3 protein-coding genes and 1 pseudogene are annotated in these 3,432 nt (G+C 67.5%); 3 read left to right on the forward strand and 1 reads right to left on the reverse strand.

Annotated elements, in window-relative coordinates; genetic code table 11:
- The coding region (locus ACE5CZ_RS04595; RefSeq protein WP_374946166.1) for a TetR/AcrR family transcriptional regulator at positions 1-479 on the reverse strand (479 nt) is incomplete at its 3' end.
- Between the two features lie 107 nt (positions 480-586).
- Here ACE5CZ_RS04595 and ACE5CZ_RS04600 point away from each other — a divergent pair.
- The 3 genes and pseudogenes from ACE5CZ_RS04600 to ACE5CZ_RS04610 form a co-directional block, all read left to right on the forward strand.
- Positions 587-2,218, forward strand: coding sequence for an ABC transporter substrate-binding protein (locus tag ACE5CZ_RS04600; protein ID WP_374946167.1), 1,632 nt, complete (start codon positions 587-589; stop codon positions 2,216-2,218).
- Positions 2,219-2,244: 26 nt separating this feature from the next.
- Complete coding sequence (locus ACE5CZ_RS04605) at positions 2,245-3,189, forward strand: ABC transporter permease (protein ID WP_374946168.1); 945 nt, start codon at positions 2,245-2,247, stop codon at positions 3,187-3,189.
- Positions 3,186-3,432, forward strand: a pseudogene (locus tag ACE5CZ_RS04610) (ABC transporter permease); the annotation flags it as partial. The gene ACE5CZ_RS04605 and the pseudogene ACE5CZ_RS04610, both read left to right, overlap by 4 nt.

Consider the following 3,432-nt stretch of genomic DNA (forward strand, 5'->3'; position numbering starts at 1 on the left):
GCGCCCACGCAGGCGAACGACAGGGCGCGGGAGTCGACGGGGCTCATCGACGCGGTCGCCCGCTCGATGACGTGTGACAGGCGGGTGGCGCGCCCGATGACGGATGCCATGACCTCGTGCGTGCTGCCGATGAGCTCGAACTGGGTGAGAGCCCACGGAACATCGGAGGGACCGAGCCGGGAGGCGGCGCCGAGCAGTGCGTCGCGGAGCCCGTCGATCGTTTGCGCGCCCGGCCGCGGCGCCTCGAGTGAGACGGCGACGCGGTCGATGCTCTCGTCGAGGCCCACCCAGAACACATCGCTCTTGGCGGCGAAGTAGTTGAAGAAGGTGTTGCGGCTGACTCCCGCCCGCGTGCTGATCTGTTCGATGGTCGTGCCGGCGTAGCCGTTCTCGAGAAACAACTCGAAGGCGGCCTCCTCGAGCAACGAGGCAGACCCGAGCCGCGGCCGTCCCCGTGTCATGCGTGGCGCAGCTGTCACGGCCTATTCCTCCGGTTCTCGCTTTATTGGGCTGAGTCTATTTAAAAGCGCTTAGGCTAGAAGTGCGCCTCGCGACACGAGGTACTCCCACCCGAAAGAAGTCCATCATGTTTTCGCGCCCCGGATCGTTCCGCACCGCAGGTTCCCTCGCGCTCGTTGTCAGCGCCGCCCTGGTACTCGCCGGCTGTTCCACATCGGCGGGCCCGGGCGAGAAGACCGAAGGCGGCACGATCACGTTCGGCGTCGACGTCGACCCGGTCGGTCACCTCGACGTGCACTCGTCGCAGCTCGACATCAACGCGATCCTGCAGCGACCGGTGTTCGACTCGCTGGTGTCGCAGAACGCCGACGGCACGATCGTGCCGTGGCTCGCGACGGCGTGGCAGGTCTCCGACGACGGGCTGCAGTACACGTTCACCCTGCGCGACGACGTCACCTTCTCCGACGGGGAGAAGTTCGACGCGGCGGCCGTCAAGGCCAACTTCGACCACATCGTCGACCCGGCGACCGAGTCGGCCCAGGCATCCAGTCTGATCGGCGGCGACTACTACGCGGGCACCGAGGTGATCGACGACACCACCGTGCGCGTCAGCTTCTCTCAGCCGTACGCACCGTTCCTGGCGAATGCCGCCTCGGTGCAACTCGGCTTCTACTCGCCGAAGGTGCTCGCGGAGCACGCCGACGAGTTGAAAGCCGGAGGCCCCGACATCTCTGTGGGCTCGGGCCCGTTCATTCTGTCTGAGTACACGCCCGGCAGCGAGCTCGTCTACACGAAGAATCCGAACTACAACTGGGCTCCCAAGGGCGCGGCCGCTCAGGGCCCGGCGACGATCGACGAGCTCGACGTGAAGATCCTTCCCGAGAGTTCCGTTCGCACGAGTGCCCTGACCTCCAACCAGGTCGACGTGATCGGCGACACCGCGCCCTCGAGCATCGGCCAGATCGGCGACGGCTTCACGGTCACCTCCACCGAATCGCCCGGGGTGCCGTACTCGCTCTACCTCAACGTCACCCGCCCGGTCTTCTCCGACGTCGCGGTGCGCAAGGCATTCGCCGGCGGCTTCGACCTCGACGCCGCGGTGAAGGCCGTCTTCTCCGACACCTACCAGCGGGCCTACTCCATCCTCGGTCCCACGACGCCCGACTCCTACGACTCGGCCCTCGAGACGAGCGCGTCGTTCGACGCCGACGCGGCGAACGACGCACTGGATGCCGCGGGCTGGTCTGAGCGCGACTCCGACGGCTACCGAACGAAGAACGGCGAGCGCCTGAGCGCCCGGTGGATCTCGTACACCCCCGTGAACGAAGACAACGCCAACCTCGCGAACCTCATTCAAGACCAGCTGAAGAAGATCGGCTTCGAGGTCGTGCACGACCAACTGGAGCCCGGTGCCTACCTCGACGCCTACCTCGCAGGCGACTACGACCTCACAGACTGGGGCTTCCTGTCGGCCGACGCCGACGTGCTGCGCAGCCACCTCGGAACCGACGGCTACCAGAACGCCTCTCACCTGAGCGATCCCGAGATCGACGCGACGCTCGCATCGGCGGTCGCCACCACCGACACGTCACAGCGTGCAGAGCTGTATACCCAGCTGCAGCAATGGAACGCCGAGAACGCCGTGATCGTGCCGCTCTACGTGCCCGAGTACATTCTCGCGTCGAGCGACGAGGTCAGTGGTATCGAGGTCGACATCCACGGCTGGCCGCTGTTCTCCGGGGCCTCCGTCACGAAGTAGCCCGGCCACGAAATAGAGTTCGAGGCATGGCACTCCGACGCATCCTCGCGCGCGTCGCGGGAATGCTGGTGGTCGTGTGGGGTGCGGCGACCGCCGCATTCCTCGTACTGAAACTGGTTCCGGGCGATCCGGTGGATGTGATGCTGGGCGTCTCCGCGCAGGCGTCGCCCGAGCTCAAGCAGTCGATCCGGGTCGAGCTCGGCCTCGACCAGCCGCCTCTCGCCCAGTACGTGTCGTATCTTTCGCGCCTCGTACACGGTGACTTCGGTACCAGCTACCAGCTTCGATTGCCGGTGACCGACGTGATCGGGCAACAGCTCGGCTACACCCTGCAGTTGGCGGCGGCGTCGCTGGCGATCGCGCTGGTCGTCGCGCTCGTGGGCGCGGTCGTGGTGCACGGCCGCGCCGCTCGAGGAGTTCTCTCGGTGCTCGAACTGCTCGCCATCAGCTCGCCTCCGTTCTGGATCGGGCTGGTTCTGCTGAGCGTCTTCGCATTCGGGCTGAGCTGGTTTCCGGTGGCCGGCGCAGACGGCATCCAGAGCCTCGTTCTGCCGGCGCTGACCATCGCGTTGCCGGTGGCCGGCATCCTCGGGCAGGTGCTTCGCACGGGCCTCGAAGACGCGGAGGAGCAGCCGTTCGCCACGACGGCGCGGGCGAGGGGAGCGGGGCCCGCCCGGCTGGTGCTGCGGCACACGCTGCGTCACGCGGCGATTCCGGCACTGACCCTCGCCGGGTACATCGTGGGGTCGCTTCTCGGAGGCGCCGTCGTCGTGGAGTCGGTGTTCGCTCGCCCGGGCCTCGGCCGCGTGGCGCTCGCGGCGATCACCAACCGCGACCTGCCGGTGGTGATAGGCATCATCGTGTTCACGGCGATCGTCTTCGTGCTGGTCAATCTCGTGGTCGACCTGGCCTACCGGGCGATCGATCCGCGTATCGCCGCGCCGACCACCGCCATTCGGGGGGCGCGATGAGGGCTCTGTCGGGCCGCCGGGTCGGCCTGGCGGCAGCGGTTCTGCTTCTGGCGGGCGTCACCCTGATGGCGCTCGCTCCGTGGATCTTCACGCCCCTCGATCCGTTGGCCACCGATACCTCCCGGGTGCTGCAGCCTCCGGGCTGGGGCCACCCGTTCGGCACTGACCAGACCGGGCGCGACGTGTTCACCCGCGTCGTCTACGGCGCCTCGTATTCGCTGGGCGTCGGCGCGGGCGCAACCG

Origin of the sequence: Agreia sp. (genome assembly GCF_964263775.1) — a bacterium.
In the GTDB taxonomy this organism is placed as follows: domain Bacteria; phylum Actinomycetota; class Actinomycetes; order Actinomycetales; family Microbacteriaceae; genus Agreia.

Coding starts and splice junctions, on each gene's coding strand:
- ACE5CZ_RS04600 (WP_374946167.1), top strand. CDS start 587: ATGTTTTCGCGCCCCGGATCGTTCCGCACCGCAGGTTCCCTCGCGCTC.
- ACE5CZ_RS04605 (WP_374946168.1), top strand. CDS start 2,245: ATGGCACTCCGACGCATCCTCGCGCGCGTCGCGGGAATGCTGGTGGTC.